Raw genomic sequence first — 21822 nt, forward strand, 5'->3', positions numbered from 1 at the left:
GGCGGAGCCCCGGGGAACGGGCGAAGGGCGGGTAGGGGAGCGCCCCGCAGGGCCTACAACGGGGGCGGCTCCGGCCGTTCCTGGGGGCCCCGGCCCGACAGGACCTCCCCGTAGGCCTGCATCAGGTCGGCCAGCCGAAGCGTGGAGAGGTCGTCCCGCGAGGGATCACCGGAGAAGCCGGCCAGCCGCAGATCCCGGTACGCGCAGCTCTTCTCGTACAGCGTCCGCAGGAACCGCCCGTTCCCGAGCTCGTCGATCCACCCCTGCTCCACCACGTGCCCGCTGATGCTCCGCAGCTCCTCCAGCGCCTCCTCGTCCCACCGGTCACCGTTGGCATCCGCCAGCACCCCGCCGATCGCTGTGAGTTCCAGCGGCCGGTAGCTGGGGAAGTCCACCCGGGTGGTGAAGCGCGAGGACAGCCCCGGATTGGTGGCGAGCAGGCGGTCCATCCCCGCCGGATAGCCCGCGAGGATCACCACCAGGTGGTCGCGGTTGTCCTCCGCCCGCTTCAGCAGCACCTGCAGGGCCTCGTCGCCGTACGCGTCGCCCTTGCTGTAACCGGAGTTGGAGAGGCTGTAGGCCTCGTCCACGAACAGCACCCCGCCGATCGCCGAGTCGATCAGCTCGTTCGCCTTCACGGCGGTCTGCCCGAGGAACTCACCGACCAGGTCCGCGCGCCCGGCCTCCACGAGATGGTCGCCGCCGAGCAGGCCCAGCGCGTAGAACACCCGTCCCAGGATCCGCGCCACCGTGGTCTTGCCCGTGCCCGAGGGCCCGGAGAAGACGAAATGCCGCTTGGGCGGCTGCACCGGCAGGCCCTGCCCCGTGCGCAGCCTGGCCATGTGCAGTTGCGCGGAGAGCGCCTTCACCTGCCGTTTGACCGGCTCCAGCCCCACCATCCGCTCCAGCTCCGCGAGCGCCTCGGCCAGCGCCGCCGGATCCGCCGGTCCGGCCGGCAGGCCCACCGGGCCGGGCTGCGAAGGCAGCGAGGCCTTGCGCCGTGCGCCGGCCGGCAGGCCCGCGCCGGGCCCCGGGACCCCCGGGCCGTGCCGGGGCTCCGGCGGGTCGGCCGCCGTCAGCGGGTCCGGCTCCGCCTGCCCGTCCGCCGCGAGGTCCTGGACCGGTCCGCCGCCGCCCAGGGCCACCGCCGCGAAGTCCCCGCCCGACGGGGACGGGGCGTGCCCGCCGAAGGCCTCGTGGCCGGCGTTGCCCGCGTACCCGGCCAGCCCGTCGGCGTCCTCGCTGTCCTCGATCGCGGTCAGCCGGGCCGCGGTGTCCATGAACGCCGGGTCCACCCGGTGCACCGCCCGGTACAGCGGCAGCGCCGCCGCGCTGCGACCGGTCCCCTCGTGCGCCCGTGCCAGCCAGTACCGCAGCTCCTTGCGCTGCGGCTGCTCGCTGCGGCAGCGCATCAGCGAGGCCGACAGCAGCGGTTCCGCCTGCCCGTACATCTCCAGCCGGACCCGGGCCATCCCGCCGAACAGGCCCGCCTCGATGCCCAGCATCGGATCGTCGACCAGGGATTCGGTGTGCCGGACCAGCTGCTCCCAGTCCTTGACCAGGTACGCCCGGCACGCGTGCAGGAAGCGGACCTGCGGATCGGTGTCCACCGGCGGCAGGGCGGCCAGCGCCTGGTCCAGCTCGGGCACGTGGCGCCCGTCCAGCCAGTGCGAGGCGTGCGCGAGCAGCAGGTCGCGCCGGCTCTCCAGGACGGGCTGCACCCACCAGCCCAGCCAGTACCAGGAGTTCAGCGTCCGCCGGTGGCGGGCCCGCTGTTCCCCGAAGCGGTCCCGGTGGGCGTACATGCGCAGTAACGCGTTGGTGGTGTCGACGCGGAGCGCGTGCAGGCCCAGCCAGGCGTCGGCCATCGTGGGATCGAGTCGTACGGCCGTCCGGAACTCCTCCTCGGCCTGCGGGTAGGCGCCCATCGTGCAGGCGTCCACGCCTCGCAGCCAGGCGAGTTCGGCCGGGGCGTGTGCGCTGCCCACCGCGGCGAAATCCATCACGTCCCCCACAAGCCTGCCCCCGTGGTGCGGGGCAACCCCCGCGGCAAGCACGCGAGTTGTCCCTGCGCTGATGAAATCAGGGGTGCATCGTACCTGCGGTTACGCACCTTACGTAGGGTGCGGTGAAGACGTGTCAGGTGTACAGCCGGGCGACCGGTGGTGACGCAGGGTGATGGACCGGGGTGTGCACGCCCCGTGTGACGCCGCCGCGGAGGCCGTCCGGGCGGGGAGCACGGGGGACCGTGGGCAGAACGAAGCCCCCGATCACGGGGGAACGATCGGGGGCTCCGCGTCTGCGGCAGCCCGTGAGGGCCGCTCATTGAGAACGTACGGCCGTCCCGGCCCCCGGGTCAAGCGACTCGGTGAGGCCCGCGGGAGGCGGATTTCCGGGGCCCGTCAGGCCTGGGGGGCTTCGTGACCCTCAGTGATGAAAGTGGCGGTGGCCACGGTCGCAGGAGCCCCGGAAGTCCACTCGTATCCCGTACCGCTCTGCCGTACCAGGGTGTCCGCGAAGGGGCGCGAAGGATCATCCGAGAAGTGCGTGAGCTCCGCGCGCTCCCATCCGTCCCAGAAGTCGGAAAGTTCACGCCCGTCCCGGTTTCGCCCGCGCCCCCAGGACATCACGCGCGGCGTCTCCATCCACAGCAGCCGCGCCAGGTACGGGCGCAGCGCGCGCCGCCCGGCGCCGACCCCCTCGACGAGCAGCACCGGAGCCGGCTCGAGCACCCGCTCTGCGGCGAACCGCCGCTCGACCCAGTCGTACGGGGCCCAGTGCGCGGGCCGTCCCGCGGCGAGCGGCTCCAGCACCTGCGCGCGCAGCCGCCCCTCCCAGCCGAACAGCTCCTCGTGGGTGGCCACGTCGTCCAGGTGCAGCACGGGGGCGCCCCCCAGCGCCTCGGCGAGCACCCCCGCGAAGGTGCTCTTCCCGGACCCGGCGTGCCCGTCGATCCCGATCACCCGCACCGGCCCGAGCGAGGCCGGCTCCCCGGCGAGCTCGCGCGCGAGGGCTTGGACTGGGGGCTGAATCTCCACGCCCCCAGCGTATGTCCTCCGCCGCGCGCCTCCCCCGAGCCCCTGGGGCGCCGCCCCGGCCCCGCGCCTCAATCGCCGGCGGGGCTTGATTTTGCCGACGCCAGCGCGCACGTGACCGCCGCGGCGGGCCGCATCGCCCGGAGGGCAATCCCAGCCCACATTCAGCCCCGCCGGCGTTTGAGGCGCGGGGGCGCGGGGGCTGGCCCCCGGAACGGCGCCGCACTCGGCAGGGGGTCCGGGGCGGAGCCCCGGGGAACGGGGGAAGGGCGGGTAGGGGACAGCCCCGCAGGGCACCGGCCGGCGCGGCCCGCCGCCCGCGTCACCCCGACACGGCCCCCCGGCTTCACCGCCCCGCATCCGGGAACTGGAAGGGTGGGAGCCGACCCACCGCACCGACCCCTGGGGGCCACGCCGATGACCGCACCCACACCACGCCGGGCCCTGCTGGCCGTAGTCCTCGCGGCCGCCACCGCCGCCACCGTCCCCGGCGGCCGCGCCTCCGCCGCCGGGTCGGGCCCGGAACCCGCGGCCCCGGCCGGCGCGGCCCCGCCCCCCGCCCCGGCCGCCCCGGCGCCCCCGGTCCCCGACCGCACGGCGGCCACCCGCAAGACGGTGGACAACCGGTTCTGGTACTCGTACGCCCACTGGCGCGCCGGCCTCCACCAGGGCACCACCGCCATCGGCGGCGCCCGCCCCGGCCTGGAGATCAAGACCCCGGCGGGCCGCACCGAGTACGCCGATCCGCACACCGGGAAGAAGAGCACCTGGGAGTACGCCACCTGGACCTCCCCGGTGCACGCCTCCACCGTGCCCGCCACCGAGGCCATCGCCTCCTGGAACGCCCGCACCCCGGCCGGTACCTGGATCCAGACCGAACTGCGCGGCACCTACACCGACGGCACCGCCACCCCCTGGTACGTGATGGGCCGCTGGGCCTCGGGCGACGCCGACATCCGCCGCACCTCCGTGGACGGCCAGACCGACGGCAAGTCCACCGTCTGGACCGACACCCTGGCCGTGGACGCCCCCGCGAGCGGGCTGCGGATCAAGGACTGGCGGCTGCGCCTGACCCTGTACCGCGAGCCCGGAGCGCAGCGCGGACCGACGGTGTGGCTGGCCGGCGCCATGGTCTCGGACGTCCCGGACCGGTTCACCGTCCCCGCGTCCCCCGTCCCCGCGTCCACCGCCACCTCCGCCGCCGCGGCCCACGAGCTGAAGGTGCCGAGGTACTCGCAGGAGACGCACGCCGGCCAGTACCCCGAGTACGACAACGGCGGCGAGGCCTGGTGCAGCCCCACCTCCTCCCAGATGATCATCGAGTTCTGGGGCCGTACGGCCAGCGCCAAGTCCCTGGCCTGGGTCAAGAAGGGCTACACCGACCCACAGGTCTGTCACGCCGCCCGCTCCACCTACGACGCCGCGTACAAGGGCTGCGGCAACTGGCCCTTCAACGCCGCCTACGCCGCCACCTACCGGCAGATGGCCGGTGTCGTCACGCGGCTCGGCTCCCTCACCGACCTGGAGACCCTGGTCCGGGCCGGTGTCCCCGTCATCACCTCGCAGTCCTTCACCGCCGAGGAGCTCACGGGCGCCGGCTACGGCACGGCCGGCCACCTGATGACCGTCATCGGCTTCACCGCGTCCGGGGACGTGATCGCCAACGACCCGAACTCGGCCGACAACACCGCCGTGCGCCGCGTCTACCAGCGCAGGCAGTTCGAGAACAACTGGTTGCGCACCAAGCGCCACAACGCGGCCGGCAAGGTCGTCTCCGGTACCGGCGGCGTCTGCTACCTCTACGGACCGATCCGGCCCAGCGCCGCCCAGATCCTCGCGCTGCGGGCGGTCGGCGTGCTGTGAAGGCTCCCCGCGAAAGTTCCCGTTGACCCGGATGTATGACAAGCGGACCATAGGGGAATAAAGGCGACATAAAGGCTTCACGCTTCAGTAGGAGGCGGCCCGCCATGACCACCCACCCCATCGAACACCACCCCGACCTCGCTGAGATGCGCACGCGGTTCGAGCGCGTCACCACCACCCCGCGCGCCCAGGCCGTCGAGGCGCTGGCCCTCCTCACGGGTCTGTACCTGGCGGCCTCGCCGTGGATCGCCGGATTCAGCGGCCTCAGCGCGCTGGCCATCAACAACCTGATCGCCGGCCTGGCGTACTGCCTGTGCATGGGCGGGCTCGGCTCCGCCTACGAACGCACCCACGCGATGGCGTGGACGGCGGTCGGCCTCGGGGCCTGGACGATCGTCGCGCCCTGGGTCATCGCCGGCAGCGTCGACACGACCCGCACCGTGCTGAACAACGTCATCACGGGCGCCGTCGCCCTCTGCCTCGCCCTGGCCATGGCGGCCATGGCGGGCCGCGAACGCGCCACCTGACCAGGCGGGCAGTACCTCTCGCGCCTCCGGCCCGCCATCGGGCTGCCGGGGGCGTGAGACATGCCACCAGTGACCATCGTCTCTACCGCGATTGCCGCCACCGCTGTCACATTGGAGGGCATGACCGCACACAGCGCCGCCCTGACCTCCCGTGCCCGCAACCTGGTCCGCACCGGCGGGCCCAAGGACGACTCCTCCTGGCTGGAGCACGTGCTCGGCTGGACCCTCGTGGTGGTCGTGGCCATGTTCGTCACGCAGGTGGGCTGGTTCTTCTGACCCCGGTCGGCCCGGGCTCCGGTCCCGGTCCCGGCTCCGACTGCGACTGCGGCCCCGGCTCCGGCTCCACCCGCCAGTGCCCGTCCGGAATACCGACCAGCGCGTACAGCCTCCTCACGGGTGAGCGCCCGGGCAGCAGCACCGCCCCGGCCAGCACGGCGAAGACCCCGCCGCCGAGCCACCACCCCAGCAGCCGTACCAGCACGCTCGCACCCAGCGCCCCCGCGAACGGCAGCCCGTAGACCCCCGCTCCGGCGATCGCCACCGCGACCACCCGGGGCACTTTGAGGTCCGCCGCCGCGCCCGGCAGCCGCCAGCCCTCCACCAGCCAGCCGATTTCGGCCAGCAGCATCGTGCCGATGACGGCCGTGCCGAAGACGAGCAGGGCCAGGAAGGTCCCCGAGGTCGCGAAGGCCAGGCAGTGGTTGATCACCGAATCGCCGGCCGCGCCGGCCGCGCCGCCCGCGGACCAGTCGGCGAAGGCCCGCGGATCGGCGCTCAGCAGCCGCTCGTACCCCCTGCCGTCCCACCCGTGGATCAGGACGAGGAACAGCAGGAAGTACCCGGCCACCGCCTGGAGGTAGCCCCAGTACCCGGCTCCGACCAGCACGCACAGCCGCGCCGCCAGGAACCCGAGCAGCGCGCCGACGACCACCGAGGCCACGTAGAAGAGGGCGAACCCGGCCCACACCCCGTCGTGGTCGCGGGCCACGTGCATCGTCGCCCAGGCCGGGTTCTGCCAGAGCAGGTACACCCCGGTCGGGGCGGGCAGCAGGGCCGCGTAGAGCAGGGTGAGCGCCATGTACGGATCGGCCGCGCGGCTCCTCGTGCGGACCCCCTCGCCCCGGACCGACCGTTCCCACCACTGCAGCTGGCGCCCGGCGGCCACCGCGAAGGTCGCGCCGATGCCGTACGCCCACAGCGGCGCGGCCTGTACGGGGATCACGAGGCCTCCAGCCGCAGTCCGTCGGTCTCGATCACGTCGGAGGTCACGAGCGCCTGCTCCGCGCTGACCTGGGTCATGAAGACGAACGGCGGGATGACCGGGGGAGCGGGCAGCCCCTCCGGGCTGAAGGTGACGCACAGCAGCCCCTCGATGCAGCCGCTGAACTTCGTCAGGTACAGGGTGACGTCGCCGCTCAGGTCCAGCTTCCTGGCGGCCAGCCCGTACTCGTCCTTGCCGTCGCGGGTGCGCAGCCGGTAGTCCGTGAGCGTGGCCGCGCGCATCCGCAGCACCAGTACCTTCAGCGGGCCGTCCGCCGTGGGCACGTGGGTGACGCCCGCGAAGGCGAAGTCCTGGGGCGCGAAGAGCGAGGTGGTCACGGTCGGGGGAGTGCGCGCGGCCGTCGGTGCCGCCGTCGAAGCCGCCGTCGGCGCGGCCTGGGCGGCCCGGGCCGCCTTCGCCCCGGGAGCGCCCGCCACCAGCGAGGCGAGCAGCACCACGGGGAGCGCGGCGGCCAGCGTGCGCGGACCGCTCCCGTCCAGGCTCGGGACGTACGGTCCCTCCCCGCCCGCCGCCGGATCGGGCAGCGGGGTCCAGCCGAAGGCCAGTGCGCTGCCGGCGATGCCGAGGAGCATGCCGAGGAGGAACCCGCCGAGGTTGGTCGCCACGAAGGACAGGACGGACAGCAGCAGCGCGTGGACGGAGACGTACGCCCGGGTCTGCGGCAGGAACCACAGGAAGGCGCCCGCGGCGATCAGCGCGAGACCGATGCCGATCGCGGCGATCCCGCCGAGGCCCAGGCTGACCAGCACGGTGAGCGGGGAGAGCGGGACCAGCAGCAGCTCGGTGCCGCCCAGGATCACCAGCAGGCCGCCCCAGAAGGGGCGGGTGCGGCGCCAGGCCCGCAGCCGCTGCCGGGGACCGGGGAGCGGGAGCCTGCGCTCCAGCCACCCGCTCCCCGGCCCGGCGGACCCGCGGGGTCCTACGCGGGGTCCTAGAAGCACTTCTTGCCGTCCAGGCTGACGTTGAGCTTCAGGCCCTTGAGGTGGAAGTTGCCCCCGGTCGCCGACCAGGCGTGCGACTTCACGTCCACCACCTCGATGTTCCCGGCCTGCAGGCCGAATTTGCCCGCCTCGCCCGTGACCCCGCCGACCTGGTCGAGGGTGGAGGCGTCGCGGCCGATCTGGGCCGTCCCGAAGACGGCGTCGCCGCCCAGGTCCTCGCCGTCGATGACGAGATTGCTGGCGGTGACCTCGCCGGCCGGGCCGCCCGCGGTCAGCTTGAAGACCACCCTGCCCACCGGGGTGTCCACCTCGGCGGCCTGGCAGATGTCCGTGAGGGCGGCCTCGCCGATGCCGAGCAGTGCGACCGGGTGCCCCTTGCCGTCTACGGAGCGGTCCGTCTGCACGTAGGAGGACAGGCCCTTGCTGCTCAGCTTGGAGGAGGAGACCTGGAAACTGGTCCCCGAGACGGCGAAGGAGGCGGCGAGCGCGCCCTGCGCCATGACCATGGCCATCGCCCCGACCGCGAGGACCGCGGGCATCGCGGCGGCGGCCGTCTTCTTCCACTTGACCCGGCCCTCGGGGGTGTTCCTCGCCGTACTCGCCGTACTCGCCGTACTCGTCGTGCCGTTGCCCATGATGTGTTCCTCCCGTACGTCGTCCGGTGCGCAGGGGAAGTGCAAAGGGGGATGCACACGGGTCTGCCATACTTCGGGCATCCTGTGGCAGTTCGAGGCTAGGGCTGAATTTGAATAATAGTCAACAGCGCGGAACGACCGGGCGTTCGCAGGTTCGGCGGGCCGAACTGATAGCGATCGGGCGCAAGTTGTTCGCCGACACCTCGTACGACGCGCTCTCCATGGACGACATCGCCAAGCACGCCGGTGTGGCCAAGGGGCTCATCTACTACTACTTCAAGAGCAAACGCGGCTACTACCTGGCCATCGTCGAGGACTCGGTCGCCGAGCTCGTCGCCCGGGCCGGCGACGAGAGCGAGCGGCCCAACGCCGAGCGGGTGCGCGGCACCATCGACGGCTACCTGCACTACGCCGAGCACCACCAGGCCGCCTACCGCACCATCGTGACCGGCGGCGTCGGCTCCGACTCCGAGGTCCTCGCCATCCGCGACGCCGTGCGCGAGGAACTCATGGCGACCATCGCCGAAGGCGCGTACGGCCACCGCGCCGTCCCGCCGATCGCCCGGCTGGCACTGGTCGGCTGGCTGGCGGGGGTGGAGGGCAGCACGCTCGACTGGATCGGCTCCCCCGAGCCGCCGCCGGGCGCCGGACCCGGGGCCGCCGTCCGCCCCGACCGGACCGAGTTCGGGGCCCTGCTGGTGCGCACGCTGCGCGCGACCCTGACGGTGATCGAGGAGTTCGTCCCAGAGTGCCCGGCCCCGCCGGTCCCCGGCGAGGATCCCGTACCAGTGACGGGAAGCCCCTGATCGGGCATACTCAACCGCCGCAGCCCCTTGAACAGGAGCTTCCCGCGATCCGGGAGGGCACCATCGGCTGTGAGCCCCGAGACCCGGCGACGCGTACCACCCTCACGCGCCGCCCCGTGCTTGACGAGTGAGGAGAGCGCCGCCATGACCGACCGCGCGCCGCAGGTGGACCGATCGCTGCCCACCGAGGAGTCCCGCGATCTGCTCGCGCTCGTACGCGAGATCGCGCAGCGGGAGATCCGCCCCCGGGCCGCCGAGGAGGAGGACGCCGGACGGTTCCCCCGGGAGGTCTTCGGGCTCCTCTCCGAGTCCGGACTGCTCGGGCTCCCGTACGCCGGCGAGTTCGGCGGCGGTGACCAGCCGTACGAGGTCTACCTCCAGGTCCTGGAGGAGCTGGCCGCGGCCCGCCTGACCGTCGGGCTCGGCGTCAGCGTCCACTCGCTCGCCTGCCACGGCCTGGCCGGGTACGGCACCAAGGAGCAGCAGAGCGCCCACCTCCCGTCGATGCTCGGCGGCGGCCTGCTCGGCGCGTACTGCCTCTCGGAGCCGGGCGCCGGCTCCGACGCGGCCTCGCTGACCACCCGGGCGGTCCGCGACGGCGAGGACTGGATCATCACCGGCACCAAGGCCTGGATCACCCACGGCGGGGTCGCCGACTTCTACACCGTCCTGGCCCGCACGGGCGTGGACGGCCCGAAGGGCATCACGGCCTTCCTGGTGCCGGGCGACGCGGCGGGCCTCACGGCGGCCGTCCCCGAGAAGAAGATGGGCATGAAGGGCTCGCCCACCGCCCAGCTGCACTTCGACGGCGTACGGGTCCCCGACACGCGCCGCATCGGCGAGGAGGGCCAGGGCTTCACCATCGCCCTCGCGGCCCTGGACGCGGGCCGCCTCGGCATCGCCGCCTGCGCGATCGGCGTGGCCCAGGCCGCCCTGGACGAGGCCGTGCTCTACGCCCTGGACCGCAAGCAGTTCGGCCACCCCATCGCGGACTTCCAGGGCCTGCGGTTCATGCTGGCCGACATGGCGACGAAGATCGAGGCGGGCCGCGCGCTGTACCTGGCGGCGGCGCGGCTGCGGGACGCGGGCAAGCCGTTCTCCCGGCAGGCGGCGATGGCCAAGCTCTTCTGCACCGACGCGGCGATGTCCGTCACGACGGACGCGGTCCAGGTGCTGGGCGGCTACGGCTACACGGCGGACTTCCCGGTCGAGCGTCTGATGCGCGAGGCGAAGGTGCTCCAGATCGTGGAGGGCACGAACCAGATCCAGCGCATGGTGATCGCCCGCCACCTGGCGGGCCCGGAATCCCGGTAGGCGGGGGCGGGGGAGGGGGCGGGGTGGAGCTGACCTCAGGGGAGCCCCTGACCGATGCCGAGCTGAACGCGCTGTTCGCCGCGTCCTGGCCCGGCCACCGGGACGTGCCCTTCGGGCCGGTCCTGGCCCGCAGCCTGACCTGGATCGCGGCGCGCCGCGACGGGCGGCTGACCGGCTACGTCAACCTCGCCTGGGACGGGGGCGCGCACGCCTTCGTCCTGGACACCACGGTGCACCCGGACGAACGCAGGCAGGGGCTCGGCGTGCGCCTGGTCCGGGCGGCGGCCGAGGCGGCCCGCGACGCGGGAGCGCAGTGGCTGCACGTGGACCACGAGCCGCACCTCGGAGAGTTCTACGCCCGGTGCGGTTTCCGGCCGACGGCGGCGGGTCTGCTCGCGCTGTGAGCGGTGCGCGGCCGGCGGCGGATCTGCCGGCACCGTGACCGGTCTCCGGTCTCCGGTCTCCGGCCGGCGGCGGGTCGGTCCGCGGTACGGGCGGCGGGTCGGTCCGCGCTATGAGCGGCGGGTCGGTTCGCGGTATGAGCGGTACGAACGGTATGAGCGGTACCGGCGGTCAGCCGCCGAAGAGCGGGCCGGTCGGCCAGATGGGCGAGGAGGCGATCGTGGACCACTCCGGGTCGCGCCGTCCGGGCACGGTCCGGCCGTCCTCGGCCCAGCGGGTGAGCATCGCGCTGTAGATGGGCGGGTCCGGGGTCTGCCGAACCGATTCTTCGTACCCTGCCACCGGCGCCCGTCGGCGGCGCCCCACTCTCGGCGCGGGAGTCTCCATCGTGGTCATACCGGGCCAACGCGCCACCGGACCCACGGGTAACCCCGCCCATCCGTTCGAGTCTTCCCCACCCGCCACCCGTTCGGGGTGCGGCGCGACTCCGGGGTCGGGCCGCGCCCCGGACGGTCGCGCCGCACGACGTGTCTGACTGACAGTTCGTGCCACAAGTCTGGTCCCGGCCCGGCAATCTGACGTACCGTCATCTCCGCCGCACGCACGCCAGGTGCCATCCCTCGCACCCTCCCGGAGGTTCGCCATGCCCGCCGACCGGCCCGTATCGCTCGACGAATACCCCATCCACCAGGCCCCGTTGTCGATGAAGCACCTCGTCACCGGGGACCGCAACGCCTACGACCGCTGCATCTTCCACGTCTTCGACCACGCCGGCCGGGCCGTCCTCATCCTCGGCCTCGGCGTGTACCCCAACGCCGGCGTCATCGACGCCTACGCCACCCTCCGCATCGGTGACGAACTCCTCGCCGTCCGGGCCTCCGACGCCCTCACCGACGACCGGATGAACCTCTCCGTCGGCCCGCTCCGCATCTCCGTCGACGAACCCCTCAAGCGGCTCACCCTCACCTGCGCCGCCGACCCGGCCGATCCCGACGGGCTCTCGTACGACATCACCTGGACCGCCGAGTTCCCCGCCGTGTGGGAGCCGCACCACACCCAGCGCCGCGGCGACCGCCTCATCCTCGAGGGGCGGCGCTTCGTCCAGGCGGGCAACGTCACCGGCACCATCCGTGCCAGGGGCGAGGAGTTCACCCTCGACGCCGCCGAGTGGACCGGCACCCGTGACCGCAGCTGGGGCGTGCGCCCGATACCCGGCGAGGACGGCGGCCGGGCCGCCGAGGAGCACCGGCCCGAGGGCTTCCACTGGCTCTGGATCCCCGTCCGGTTCGAGGACCGCTTCCTCATGGTCATCGCCCAGGAGGACGCCGACGGGCTGCGCAACCTCAGTGAAGCCGTCCAGGTCTTCCCGGAGGGGAGCGACCGCCACGACGTCCAGCTCGGCTGGCCGCACACCGACATCCGCTACCGCTCCGGCAGCCGCCACCCGGAGAGCGCCGTCGTCCACCTCACCGACCCGGCCGGCCGCAAGCCCCTGGAACTCGGTGTGGAGATCCTGAACTCCTCCCCGCTCGCCGTCGGAGCCGGCTATCCGCCCGCCTCCGACTGGCAGCACGGCAGCTGGCAGGGCCACGGCTGGACCGACCGCCGCGTCTACGACCTCTCCGACCCGGCCGCCCACCCCATGGCCGCCTTCGGGGTCACCGACCACTCCGCCCGCTTCACCCTGGACGGCCGCACGGGCTTCGGCATCTTCGAGCACGGCAGCTTCGGCCGTCACGACCCCAGCGGCTTCGCGGACTACGGCTCGGTGGCCCCGTAACCCGTTCTCCACGGACCGGGAAGCAGCAGCCGGGCCGGGCCCCGGGCCGAGCGAAGCCCAGCCAGGCCACACCACACCACGCCAGGCCACGAGAAGGGGTACTCCCATGGCAGGACCGGCACCACGCCCCCGCACCTCCACCCGCGAACCCGAGGAACTCGGCCGGCGCCTCGCTGCCTGGCTGGACACCGAACTCCCCGGCGCGAAGGTCACCAACGTCTCCGTCCCCGGCTCCAACGGCATGTCCAGCGAGACCCTGCTCTTCGACATCGAGCACCCCGACGCCCCGATCCGCGCCTGCGCGCTGCGCCTCGCCGCCGACCCGGCCGCCTACACCGTCTTCCCCACCTACGACATGCCCCGCCAGCACCGTGTCATGAGCCTGGTCGCCACCCACACCGACCTGCCCGTCCCGCGCGTGCAGTGGCTGGAAGAGGACCCCGGCCCGCTCGGCGCCCCGTTCTTCGTCATGGCCCGCGCCGAGGGCCGCGTACCGCCCGACGTGATGCCCTACACCTACGAGGGCAACTGGCTGCACTCCGCGACCGACGCCGAACGCGCCGCGCTCCAGGAGTCGAGCATCGCGCTGCTGGCCCGGCTGCACGACCAGTTCCCGCCCGAGGAGGCGCGGTTCCTCCTCCCGGAGGGGGACGGCAGTCCGCTGCGACGCCATGTGGAAGCCCAACGCGCCTATTACGACTGGGTGGTGGCGGGCAAATCCCGATCACCGCTGCTGGAGCGGGCCTTCGACCGCCTCGAAGAACTCTGGCCGGCCGACGAGGGCGGCCCGGCCGTCCTCAACTGGGGTGACGCGCGCATCGGCAACGTCGTCTACGAGGCCGACGGCTTCGCACCCGTGGCCGTCCTGGACTGGGAGATGGCGGCTTGCGCCCCGCGCGAGGTCGACCTCGGCTGGACCGTCTACCTCCACTGCTTCTTCCAGGACCTGACCGTCAGTTTCGGCCAGACCGGCCTGCCCGGCTTCCTGCGCCGCGAGGACATCGAGCGCCGGTACGCCGAACTCACCGGGCACGCGCCGCGGGACATGGAGTTCCACACGCTCTACGCCGCCCTGCGGCACGGCATCGTGATGCTGCGCATCGCCTACCGGCAGGCGCACTTCGGGGAGGTCGAGGTCCCGGCGGATCCGGACGGGCTGATCCTGCACCATGCCAGTCTGGCCGCCATGGTGCAGGGAACGTACTGGTAGCCGGTCCGGCCGGGCTCAGGCGGCCTGCGCGTGCTGGCGCATCTGCGGCAGCACCGCGGGCGCCGGCATCCGCACGGGGCGCGAGCCGGGGCCGCCGACGTGCGAGAACGGCTGCGTACGCCAGTCCAGCCCCTGCGGCAGCGCCAAGTGCACGACGGGCTCCAGCTCCTGGGCCGCGCCGTCGGCGAAGCCGAGGGTGGGCAGCGCGTCGGAGGCCGGCCGCCCGGTGCCCGCGCACACCGTGAGCCCGAAGGGGTTCCACGGGGTCAGGCAGAGGGCGTGCTGCGGCAGGTACTCCTCGTCCGCGACGAGGGCGATGGACTGGCCGCAATCGGGGCAGATCGCGTGGTGGATCTCGAATCCCTCGGCGTCTTCGAGGTAGTCGTCATCGTCGGCGTAACCGCTCTCGACGATCTCCAGGGGCTCCGGTTCGATGCGACCGGCGCGCTTGGTGTTCAGCATGGATGTACTCCCCCTTGGGTGGGCCGGGCGGGCAGGTTCTTCGGCCACGGCCACCCCAAGCACTTCCCGTCACGCGGCACGAGTAACCACTTCCAGCCGCCCTACGCCCGCGTACCCTTGTGGCCTTGGTCACATGCCCGGCGCAGGTGCCGCCTCAATCCGTGGACACGGCTGTGCCTGAAGCGGTTCGGGGCCGTAAGTTGTGCGCCTATGAGCGCAATGGAGGAGCTGGACCGCCAGATCGTGGATCTGCTCGTACGGGACGGGCGGATGAGCTACACCGACCTGGGCAAGGCCACCGGACTGTCCACGTCGGCGGTCCACCAGCGAGTACGCCGCCTGGAGCAGCGCGGGGTCATCCGCGGGTACGCGGCCGTCGTCGACCCCGAGGCCGTCGGCCTGCCCCTGACGGCCTTCATCTCGGTCAAGCCCTTCGACCCGAGCGCCCCGGACGACATCGCGGAGCGGCTGTCCGGGGTTCCCGAGATCGAGGCCTGCCACAGCGTCGCGGGCGACGAGAACTACATCCTCAAGGTCCGCGTCGCGACCCCCCTGGAGCTGGAAGACCTCCTGGGCCGCCTGCGCGCCCTGGCCCACGTCTCCACCCGCACGACGGTGGTCCTCTCCACCCCGTACGAAGCCCGCCCGCCGCGCGTCTAGGCCGTCTCCTTCGGATCTTGCCGGGCCCGGGAAGCGCGTCAGCGCCGAGCGGTGCGAGCGGCGCGCGGAAAAGGAGATGCTTCTCGTATGACAGACCGCACCGCCGACTCCGCCACCGCCGCCGGAACCCACCGCACCGTCCTCCTGCGCGGCGGAGAGGTTCACAGCCCCGCCGATCCCTTCGCCACCGCGATGGTCGTCGAGCGCGGCCACATCGCATGGGTCGGCTCCGAGGGTGCCGCAGACGCCTTCGCGCAGGGCGTGGACGAGGTCGTCGACCTCGACGGCGCGCTCGTGACGCCCGCCTTCACCGACGCCCACGTCCACACCACCTCCGCCGGCCTCGCCCTCACCGGCCTGGACCTCTCGGGGGCCGCCTCCCTCGCCGAAGCCGTCGCGCGCGTGCGCGCGTACGCGGACAGCCGTCCCGCCGACCGGGTGCTCCTCGGGCACGGCTGGGACGCGGCCCGCTGGCCCGAGCGCCGGGCTCCCCGCAGGCAGGAGCTCGACGAGGCCACCGGCGGCCGGCCGCTCTACCTCAGCCGCATCGACGCCCACTCCGCCGTGGTGACGACGGCCCTGCTCCACCTCGTCCCCGAGGCCCGCGGCGCCGCCGACGAGCCGCTGACCCGCGACGCCCACCACGCCGTGCGCCGCGCCGCGCTGGACGCCCTGACCCCGGCCCAGCGTGCCGAGGCCCAGCGGGCCGCGCTCGACCGGGCGGCCTCCCTCGGCATCGGTTCCGTCCACGAGTGCGGCGGCCCGGAGATCTCCTCCCCGGAGGACTTCACCGCCCTCCTGGAGCTGGCCCGCACCCACCCCGGCCCCCGGGTCTTCGGCTACTGGGCCGACCGGGACCTCGGCCGGGTCGCGGAGCTCGGCGCCGTCGGGGCCGCCGGCGACCTCTTCGTCGACGGAGCCCTCGGCTCGCACACCGCCTGCCTGCACGCCCCGTACGCGGACGCCGCCCACACCGGCACCGACTACCTCGACGCCCGGGCCGTCGCCGAACACGTCGCCGCCTGCACCGAGGCGGGCCTCCAGGCGGGCTTCCACGCCATCGGCGACGCCGCGATCACCGCCGTCGTCGAGGGGACCAGGGCCGCCGCCGACAAGGTCGGTCTCGCCCGGGTCCGCGCGGCCCGCCACCGCGTCGAGCACGCCGAGATGATGACCCCGGCCACCATCGCCGCCTTCGCGGAGCTCGGGCTGACCGCCTCCGTGCAGCCGGCCTTCGACGCGCTGTGGGGCGGCGAGGAGGGCATGTACGCCGACCGGCTCGGCGCGGAGCGCGCCCGTACCCTCAACCCGTACGCCGCCATGCTCAAGGCCGGCGTCCCGCTCGCCTTCGGCTCCGACGCCCCGGTCACTCCGCTGGACCCCTGGGGGACCGTCCGGGCGGCCGCCTTCCACCACACGCCCGCCCACCGCATCTCCGTACGGGCCGCCTTCGCCGCCCACACCCGCGGGGGCTGGCGGGCCCTGGGCCGGGACGACGCGGGCATCCTCGTCCCCGGGGCCCCGGCCGACTATGCCGTCTGGCAGACCGCCGAACTGGTGGTCCAGGCCCCCGACGACCGGGTCGCCCGCTGGTCCACGGACCCTCGATCCGGCACCCCGGGGCTGCCGGACCTGACCCCCGGCGGCGAACTGCCGGTCTGCCTGGCCACCGTGGTCGGCGGCCGGGAGGTATTCGTACGGCCACAGGGGTGATCCGGGGGGCCGTGGTTCGGTGAGGGCGGCCGGACCCGGATAGGTTCGGCCGGGTCCACCACCGGACGTCCGTACCGGACGGAACCGTTCGCTCAGCCGCGCCCGCGCCTCGGGGGCGAGGGAAGGTTTCGCCGGAAGGACGTCCCCCCTGCTCCGAAGGGGGTTCGGGGGCGGGTGGCCCCGGATCGGGGCCCTGCGGTCCAGTAGACAACGGGCAGGCGACCCGCAGCCAGCGGGAGCCGGTCCGGCCCGAAGGACCGCGGGCCCCGATCGCTGTTCTAAAATCATCCTCTGCGGGCACGACGTACCGCACTGCGTACAGCGGGACGTACCGCACCACGTACAGCGCGACGCACAGGACGTGCGAGAACGCCAAAGGGGAATCAGTGAGCGACGGCGGACAGCGAAGCCACGGACCGCTCGGTACGGCCTTGGTGATCATTCCGACCTACAACGAGGCGGAGAACATCGGGCTGATCACCGGCCGCGTCCGCGCGGCCGTACCCGAGGCCCACATCCTGGTCGCGGACGACAACAGCCCCGACGGCACCGGAAAGCTCGCCGACGATCTGGCGGCCGCGGACGACCACGTCCACGTCCTGCACCGCAAGGGCAAGGAAGGGCTCGGAGCCGCCTATCTGGCCGGCTTCGCCTGGGGCCTGGAGAACGGCTACGGCGTCATCGTCGAGATGGACGCCGACGGCTCCCACCAGCCCGAGCAGCTGCCCAGGCTGCTCACCGCCCTGGAGGGCGCCGACCTGGTCCTGGGCTCCCGCTGGGTGCCGGGCGGCCGGGTCGTGAACTGGCCGAAGAGCCGCGAGATCCTCTCCCGGGGCGGGTCCACGTACTCCCGGCTGATGCTGGGCGTCCCGATCCGCGACGTGACGGGCGGCTACCGCGCCTTCCGCCGCGAGACCCTCGAGGGCCTGGGCCTGGACGAGGTGGCCTCCGCGGGCTACTGCTTCCAGGTCGACCTGGCCCGCCGGGCCGTGCGCAAGGGCTTCCGGGTGGTCGAGGTGCCCATCACCTTCGTCGAGCGGGAGTTCGGCGACTCCAAGATGAGCAAGGACATCGTGGTCGAAGCCCTCTGGCGGGTCACCCAGTGGGGCCTCAAGGAGCACGCGGACAGGCTGACGGGCAAGGTCCGCGGCAGGTAGCGGCGGTGGCGGCCGACCGGGCCGCACCCCTAGGGGATGTCCGGTACCTCCGGCTGAGGACGCTTTTATGTCGGCCCAGGCACACTGGGGGTATGACGACCGGAGTTCCGACCTCTACGGCCCCCCGACGGCGTTCGCCCGCCCGTACGTTCCTCCCCCTGGCCATCGCGGCCTGGCTGATCCTGGAGATCTGGCTGCTCAGCCTGGTCGCCGGAGCGGTCGGCGGCGGGGCCGTCGCCCTGCTGCTCGCGGGCGGCCTGGTGCTGGGTGCGGTGGTCATCAAGCGGGCCGGGCGGCGTGCCTTCAAGAACCTGACGGACACCTTCCAGCAGGCCCAGACGGGCCGGCAGCCGGCCCCGCAGCAGCCCGGCACGGGCAACGGCCTGACCATGCTGGCCGGCCTGCTCCTGATGATGCCGGGCCTGATCTCCGACGCCGTGGGCCTGGTCCTGATGGTCCCGCCCGTCCGGTCCTGGATCGGCCGCCGCGCCGCCGGCTCGCTGGAGCGGAAGATGGCCTCCGCACCCGCCGGCACCTTCGGCGACGCCTTCCAGCAGGCCCGTATCCACTACCCGGACGGCAAGATCGTCCAGGGTGAGGTCATCCACGGCGAGGTCATCCGCGAGGACGGGCCGCAGCGCCCCGGGCCCGCGTCGGGCGCCGGCACCGGCTACCGGCCGCCGCTCACCCCCTGACCGCTCACTCCCTGACCGCACGGCCGCGGACCGCACGGCCGCGGACAGCACGGCCGCGGACAGCACGGCGCCGCGGACCGTACGGGCCGCTGACCGGCCAGGCGGTGCAACGCAAAAGCCGAGGGGCCCCGCCACACTGTGTGGCGGGGCCCCTCGGCTTGGTGCTGTCTTACTGGTGGTGCTGTGCTGTGCTGTGCTGTCGTCCGGCTGTCAGGCGGACTTGCGGCTGTCCCGCGGATGCACGGCAATGTTCATGGCGCCGGAACGCAGGACCGCCAGCCTCTCGGCCAGCACTTCCTCCAGCTCCTCGCGAGTGCGTCGCTCCATGAGCATGTCCCAGTGCGTTCGCGCAGGCTTGCCCTTCTTCTCTTCGGGCCCATCCCCGTCAACCAGGAGTGCCATGGCGCCGCACGCCTTGCACTCCCACTCCGGCGGAATTTCTGCCTCAACCGAGAACGGCATCTCAAATCGATGTCCGTTCTGGCATGCGTACTCCACCGCCTGGCGCGGGGCCAGATCGATGCCGCGGTCCGTCTCGTAGCTGGTAACCACGAGCCGCGTACCGCGGAGAGCTCGCTCACTCATGAATCGTGCCTCCCGGGCTTGTCGCCCACAGGACAGGTGTCGCTGTCGTCGTCATCCGGTCAACGTCCGGTCGGCGGTATAGATTCCCGCTCCGGGTCATGCGTCGCCCGTCGTACCGCCCCTTGTTGTACCCACCAGTGCCCGTTTTGTCACATCTGGCAGCAGATGTCACCCAACGTCTTCACTTCATGAGCACGCAGTAACGGTCCGCCTGGCAGGCCAAAGGCGTACACTACCGGCCCTTCGCTTGAACGTCGAAATCTGTTCCGAATTCACGTGCCCGGCGTCCGTCGGACCCCAGTCAGATCCGCTCGGGTACAGGATTCCCCGCCGCCTCCACCGCGCGCCGCACCGGCACTCTGGCGAGCAGCACGAAACCCAGTGCGAAGAACACCACCAACGAGATGATCGCGTCCCGGTAGCTGCCCGTGACCTGGTAGGTGAGCCCGAAAACCAGCGGTCCCACCCAGCTCAGACCCCGGTCGCTCATCTCGTACGCCGAGAAGTATTCGGCCTCCTTGCCCGCCGGGACCAGGTGCGAGAACAGCGAGCGCGACAGCGCCTGGCTCCCGCCCAGCACCAGTCCGATCATCGCGGCGAGTGCGAAGAACCACACCGGGGTCCGGGCCGGCAGGAAGTATCCGGCGGCCAGCGTCACCGCCCAGGCCGCCAGCGATCCGAGGATCGTCCGCTTGGCGCCGTGCCGGACGGCCAGCCGGCCCATCCCCAGCGCGCCGGCCACCGCCAGGATCTGGACCAGCAGCACGGCCACGATCAGCGTCGACTGCTCCAGCTCCAGCTCCTCCGAGCCGTAGACGGAGGCCTGGGATATCACGGTCTGCACGCCGTCGTTGTAGATCAGGTACGCCAGCAGGAACGACAGGGTCAGCGGATAGCGCCGCATGTCCTTCAGCGTGGCCACGAGCTGCTTCCAGCCGCTGACGGCCGGCTCCGCCCCCGCCTCCCGGACCACGGCGCGGTCCCGCAGCCGCCGCAGCGGGACGATCGTGAAGGCGCCCCACCACAGCCCCGCCGAGGCCAGGCAGATCCGTACGGCCTCGCCCTCGGAGAGCCCGAAGGAGTCGTGGCCCTGGTAGACCACCAGGTTCAGTACGAGCACCAGGGCGCCCGAGGTGTATCCGAAGGCCCAGCCGCGCGAGGAGACGGTGTCCCGCTCGTCCGGCGTGGAGATCTGCGGCAGATAGGCGTTGTAGAGCACCATCGAGAGGGACAGGGCCGCGTTCGCGACGATCAGCAGCAGTCCGCCGAGCAGATAGCGGTCGCCGTCCAGGAAGAACATCCCGGTGGTCGCCAGCGCGCCCGTGTAGGCGGCCGCCGCGAGCAGCGGCTTCTTGCGGCCGGTGCGGTCCGCGATCGCCCCCACCAGCGGCATGATCAGGACGGCGAGGAGCACCGAGGCCGACACGGAGTACGCGAAGTACGAGCCCGCCCGGACCGGGATGCCCAGCGGGTGGACGTACCCGTCGGAGTCGGCGGCCGCCTTGGCCACCGCCGTCAGGTACGGGCCGAGGAACACGGTGACCACGCTCGTCGAGTAGACCGAGCAGGCGAAGTCGTAGAAGTACCAGCCGTGCTGCTCCCGCTTGCGTGCCGCCGCCGCTGCCCTGGCATCGGCCGCGCCGGCGGCCGGTCTGCCGTCCTCGGCCCCCGGTTCCGCGTCGTCCGTGGTCTGCGCACTCATCGGTGCCCCCCTCGCTGGTCCCCGTACCGCTACGGCCCCGTCACCGGGCGCGGAGGCCGTAAGGGCACGTCAGGCCCAGGCTCCGCGCCGGTCCAGCACCGCGCGCAAGATGTCGATCTGGTCGGTCATGATGCCATCGACTCCCAGATCGAGTAGCGCCTCCATACGTTCCGGTTCGTTCACGGTCCACACGTGGACCTGGAGGCCCCGCTCGTGGGCCGTCCGCACGAAGCGCCGGTCCACCACGCGGATGCCCGCCTGGGTCTCCGGCACCTGCGCCGCCACCGCGCCCGCGCGCAGCGCGGCGGGGATCGCGTACGACCGCAGCCGCAGCCCGAGCACCCCCGAAACCCCGTACGAGGTCGCCAGCCGGGGGCCGGCGATCCGCTGGGCCCGGGCCACCCGGCGCTCCGAGAACGAGCCGACGCACACCCGGTCCCAGACCCCGGCCCGGGCGATCAGGTTGACCAGCGGGTGCAGGGCGGACTCGTCCTTGATGTCCACGTTCCACCGGGCGTCGGGGAACTCCTCCAGGAGGTCCTCGAAGAGGGGGAGCGGTTCGGTACCGCCGACCCGGGCCTCCCGGATCCGGCTCCACGGCAGCTCGCGGATGCGGCCCCGCCCGTCGGTCACCCGGTCCAGGGTGGCGTCGTGGAAGGCGACCAGTTTCCCGTCGGCGCTGGCGTGCACATCGGTCTCGAAGTACCGGTAACCCGCTTCGGCGGCCCGCCGGAAGGCGGCGGCGGTGTTCTCCAGCCCGTCCGAGGCCCCGCCGCGATGCGCGAAGGGGATGGGGGCCGGGTGGTCGAGATAGGGATGGGGAAGGCGTACGTGCGTCACCGCGGCAGTATGCCCGCTGTTCCCGCCGGGAGGGGAGGCCCCCGGTGTCCGGCCCGTGAACGGCCCCGCCGGCCGGTCCAGGAGCGCCCGCGGCTCGCGGCCGGACCGCACGCACGCGATCCGCGGGCCCGGGGCGCAGGCGCACCCGGCCTCCCCCCGGCGGATCGGTCCGTGGCACCCTGGACCGGCAGAACCAATCCAATACCGGCCCGT

General features: G+C 72.9%; 22 protein-coding genes. 13 read left to right on the forward strand and 9 right to left on the reverse strand.

Features of this window, described 5'->3' with window-relative positions:
* Nucleotides 1-53: 53 nt before the first annotated feature.
* Both OG904_RS26610 and OG904_RS26615 read right to left on the reverse strand, forming a co-directional pair.
* A complete protein-coding gene (locus tag OG904_RS26610; protein ID WP_405495108.1) occupies nucleotides 54-2003 on the reverse strand; it encodes an AAA family ATPase in 1950 nt (649 codons plus the stop codon).
* A 399-nt stretch (nucleotides 2004-2402) separates the two neighbouring features.
* Nucleotides 2403-3038: a uridine kinase gene (locus OG904_RS26615; protein ID WP_405495110.1), complete on the reverse strand. Its 636-nt coding sequence runs from the start codon at nucleotides 3036-3038 to the stop codon at nucleotides 2403-2405.
* Nucleotides 3039-3452: 414 nt separating this feature from the next.
* Here OG904_RS26615 and OG904_RS26620 point away from each other — a divergent pair, with 414 nt between their 5' ends.
* The 3 genes from OG904_RS26620 (at nucleotide 3453) to OG904_RS26630 (ending at nucleotide 5701) form a co-directional block, all read left to right on the forward strand.
* Nucleotides 3453-4898 (forward strand): peptidase C39 family protein, encoded by a 1446-nt coding sequence (locus OG904_RS26620; protein ID WP_405495112.1) that lies wholly within the window; start codon nucleotides 3453-3455, stop codon nucleotides 4896-4898.
* A 104-nt stretch (nucleotides 4899-5002) separates the two neighbouring features.
* Complete coding sequence (locus tag OG904_RS26625; RefSeq protein ID WP_405495114.1) at nucleotides 5003-5425, forward strand: SPW repeat protein; 423 nt, start codon at nucleotides 5003-5005, stop codon at nucleotides 5423-5425.
* Nucleotides 5426-5545: 120 nt separating this feature from the next.
* The gene (locus tag OG904_RS26630) at nucleotides 5546-5701 is read left to right on the forward strand and encodes an SCO1431 family membrane protein (protein WP_405495116.1); all 156 of its coding nucleotides are present in this window, start codon (nucleotides 5546-5548) and stop codon (nucleotides 5699-5701) included.
* Here OG904_RS26630 and OG904_RS26635 read toward each other — a convergent pair.
* The 3 genes from OG904_RS26635 to OG904_RS26645 are packed head-to-tail and all read right to left on the reverse strand — an operon-like array spanning nucleotide 5676 to nucleotide 8187.
* Entirely contained in the window at nucleotides 5676-6647 is a 972-nt protein-coding gene (locus tag OG904_RS26635) for a hypothetical protein (RefSeq protein ID WP_405495118.1), read from the reverse strand. The two genes, OG904_RS26630 and OG904_RS26635, sit on opposite strands and share 26 nt — an antisense overlap.
* Nucleotides 6644-7648 carry a DUF6114 domain-containing protein gene (locus OG904_RS26640; RefSeq protein ID WP_405495120.1) on the reverse strand — a complete coding sequence of 335 codons (1005 nt, stop codon included), beginning with the start codon at nucleotides 7646-7648 and terminating at the stop codon, nucleotides 6644-6646. Before OG904_RS26640 ends, OG904_RS26635 begins: the two co-directional genes overlap by 4 nt.
* Nucleotides 7639-8187 (reverse strand): DUF6230 family protein, encoded by a 549-nt coding sequence (locus tag OG904_RS26645; protein WP_405498288.1) that lies wholly within the window; start codon nucleotides 8185-8187, stop codon nucleotides 7639-7641. The genes OG904_RS26640 and OG904_RS26645 overlap by 10 nt, the downstream gene beginning before the upstream one ends.
* Nucleotides 8188-8393: 206 nt before the next feature.
* On the opposite strand from OG904_RS26645, the gene OG904_RS26650 reads away from it, so the two are divergent.
* The 6 genes from OG904_RS26650 to OG904_RS26675 all read left to right on the forward strand — a co-directional run bounded on the left by OG904_RS26650 (nucleotide 8394) and on the right by OG904_RS26675 (nucleotide 13795).
* On the forward strand, nucleotides 8394-9089 hold the full coding sequence (locus OG904_RS26650) for a TetR/AcrR family transcriptional regulator (protein WP_405495122.1): 696 nt from the start codon (nucleotides 8394-8396) through the stop codon (nucleotides 9087-9089).
* A gap of 144 nt (nucleotides 9090-9233) precedes the next feature.
* On the forward strand, nucleotides 9234-10403 hold the full coding sequence (locus tag OG904_RS26655; RefSeq protein ID WP_405495124.1) for an acyl-CoA dehydrogenase family protein: 1170 nt from the start codon (nucleotides 9234-9236) through the stop codon (nucleotides 10401-10403).
* A 23-nt stretch (nucleotides 10404-10426) separates the two neighbouring features.
* Complete coding sequence (locus OG904_RS26660) at nucleotides 10427-10807, forward strand: GNAT family N-acetyltransferase (RefSeq protein WP_405495126.1); 381 nt, start codon at nucleotides 10427-10429, stop codon at nucleotides 10805-10807.
* A gap of 134 nt (nucleotides 10808-10941) precedes the next feature.
* Nucleotides 10942-11100, forward strand: coding sequence for a hypothetical protein (locus tag OG904_RS26665; RefSeq protein WP_405495128.1), 159 nt, complete (start codon nucleotides 10942-10944; stop codon nucleotides 11098-11100).
* Nucleotides 11101-11448: 348 nt separating this feature from the next.
* Nucleotides 11449-12585 carry a hypothetical protein gene (locus tag OG904_RS26670; RefSeq protein WP_405495130.1) on the forward strand — a complete coding sequence of 379 codons (1137 nt, stop codon included), beginning with the start codon at nucleotides 11449-11451 and terminating at the stop codon, nucleotides 12583-12585.
* A gap of 106 nt (nucleotides 12586-12691) precedes the next feature.
* Nucleotides 12692-13795 carry a phosphotransferase family protein gene (locus OG904_RS26675; RefSeq protein ID WP_405495132.1) on the forward strand — a complete coding sequence of 368 codons (1104 nt, stop codon included), beginning with the start codon at nucleotides 12692-12694 and terminating at the stop codon, nucleotides 13793-13795.
* Nucleotides 13796-13810: 15 nt separating this feature from the next.
* On the opposite strand, the gene OG904_RS26680 is transcribed toward OG904_RS26675, so the two are convergent.
* A complete protein-coding gene (locus OG904_RS26680; protein WP_405495134.1) occupies nucleotides 13811-14257 on the reverse strand; it encodes a hypothetical protein in 447 nt (148 codons plus the stop codon).
* 219 nt (nucleotides 14258-14476) lie between these two features.
* Between OG904_RS26680 and OG904_RS26685 the strand changes: the two genes are divergently transcribed.
* The 4 genes from OG904_RS26685 to fxsA all read left to right on the forward strand — a co-directional run bounded on the left by OG904_RS26685 (nucleotide 14477) and on the right by fxsA (nucleotide 18482).
* Nucleotides 14477-14917, forward strand: coding sequence for an Lrp/AsnC family transcriptional regulator (locus tag OG904_RS26685; RefSeq protein ID WP_328303565.1), 441 nt, complete (start codon nucleotides 14477-14479; stop codon nucleotides 14915-14917).
* Between the two features lie 87 nt (nucleotides 14918-15004).
* Nucleotides 15005-16630, forward strand: coding sequence for an amidohydrolase (locus OG904_RS26690; RefSeq protein ID WP_405495136.1), 1626 nt, complete (start codon nucleotides 15005-15007; stop codon nucleotides 16628-16630).
* A gap of 386 nt (nucleotides 16631-17016) precedes the next feature.
* The gene (locus OG904_RS26695) at nucleotides 17017-17787 is read left to right on the forward strand and encodes a polyprenol monophosphomannose synthase (protein ID WP_405495138.1); all 771 of its coding nucleotides are present in this window, start codon (nucleotides 17017-17019) and stop codon (nucleotides 17785-17787) included.
* A gap of 92 nt (nucleotides 17788-17879) precedes the next feature.
* The gene (gene fxsA, locus OG904_RS26700) at nucleotides 17880-18482 is read left to right on the forward strand and encodes an FxsA family membrane protein (RefSeq protein ID WP_405495140.1); all 603 of its coding nucleotides are present in this window, start codon (nucleotides 17880-17882) and stop codon (nucleotides 18480-18482) included.
* Between the two features lie 210 nt (nucleotides 18483-18692).
* On the opposite strand, the gene OG904_RS26705 is transcribed toward fxsA, so the two are convergent.
* From OG904_RS26705 to OG904_RS26715, 3 genes are all read right to left on the reverse strand, one after another.
* On the reverse strand, nucleotides 18693-19067 hold the full coding sequence (locus OG904_RS26705) for an RNA polymerase-binding protein RbpA (RefSeq protein ID WP_007262928.1): 375 nt from the start codon (nucleotides 19065-19067) through the stop codon (nucleotides 18693-18695).
* A gap of 301 nt (nucleotides 19068-19368) precedes the next feature.
* Complete coding sequence (locus OG904_RS26710; protein ID WP_405495142.1) at nucleotides 19369-20769, reverse strand: MFS transporter; 1401 nt, start codon at nucleotides 20767-20769, stop codon at nucleotides 19369-19371.
* Between the two features lie 69 nt (nucleotides 20770-20838).
* Nucleotides 20839-21609 carry a glycerophosphodiester phosphodiesterase gene (locus tag OG904_RS26715; protein WP_405495144.1) on the reverse strand — a complete coding sequence of 257 codons (771 nt, stop codon included), beginning with the start codon at nucleotides 21607-21609 and terminating at the stop codon, nucleotides 20839-20841.
* Nucleotides 21610-21822: the final 213 nt, after the last annotated feature.

The sequence above is a fragment of the Streptomyces sp. NBC_00096 genome (assembly GCF_045041305.1).
Classification (GTDB): Bacteria; Actinomycetota; Actinomycetes; order Streptomycetales; family Streptomycetaceae; genus Streptomyces.